The 1122-nt window shown below is 63.7% G+C and carries 1 pseudogene; it reads left to right on the forward strand.

Features of this window, described 5'->3' with window-relative positions:
- Window positions 1-144: 144 nt before the first annotated feature.
- Window positions 145-1119: pseudogene (locus ACWEVR_RS33990) on the forward strand (IS481 family transposase).
- The last annotated feature ends 3 nt before the right edge of the window (window positions 1120-1122 follow it).

Below are 1122 nucleotides of genomic sequence, written 5' to 3' on the forward strand. Positions count from 1 at the left end.
GGCCGCTGGGATCTTCCTCGGACTAGGTGTGATGTCCAGGGAGGTTGTCCCGCTCCCCGCGGGTAAGTCGATGTGACAGGCGAAGGCCCCCGGTAGTGAAGTGGAGCTGTCTAGGAACCGCTTCACCACAACCCGGAGGCCTTCGTGTCCCACGCTAACGCAGCCCTGACTCCACGAGCACGACTACGCCTGGCCCAACTGATCGTCGACCGCGGCTGGACATACACAGCAGCAGGCAAGCTGTTCATGGTGTCTGCGCGGACGGCCGGGAAATGGGCCGACCGCTACCGCGTCGAAGGCCCGACCGGGATGGTCGACCGCAGCTCACGACCAACCACACAACCGAACAAAACACCACCACACCTGGTGCGACGCATCGTGGCATTGCGTTGGCGGCACCGGTTGGGTCCGATCTAGATCGCGGGCCGACTCGCGATGCCGGCCTCGACCGTGCACGCAGTACTGGTTCGCTGCCGAATCAACCGTTTGTCGCGCATCGACCGTGTCACCGGTGAACCGCTGCGCCGCTACGAACATGCCCACCCCGGCTCGATGATCCACGTCGATGTCACCAAGTTCGCCAACATCCCCGACGCCGGCGGGCACCGTTACCTGCACCGCGCCCAGAGCAAGCGAACCGGGGAACGCGGCGCCGCTTACCGGCCCGTCATCGGCACGGCTTACGTCCATACCGTCATCGATGATCACTCCCGCCTGGCCTACGCCGAGATCTGCACCGACGAGAAGGCGGTCACCGCGATCGGGGTACTGCAACGCGCGGTCACCTGGTACGCCGAGCGGGGTGTCACCGTCGAGAAAGTATTGTCCGACAACGGATCAGCCTATAAATCACATGCCTGGCGTGATGCCTGCACCGAGCTCGGGATCAGGCATAAACGGACCCGTCCCTACCGGCCGCAGACCAACGGCAAGATCGAGCGATTCCACCGCACTCTGGGAGAGGGCTGGGCTTATGCCCGGCTCTACGATTCGACCGAACAACGCAACACAGCACTACCGGGCTGGTTGCACTTCTACAATCACCATCGAGCCCACTCCGCGATCGGAGGTCGGCCACCGGTCACCCGACTGACCAACCTCCCTGGACATCACAACTAGGCG

The organism is Nocardia sp. NPDC003979 (assembly GCF_053605015.1).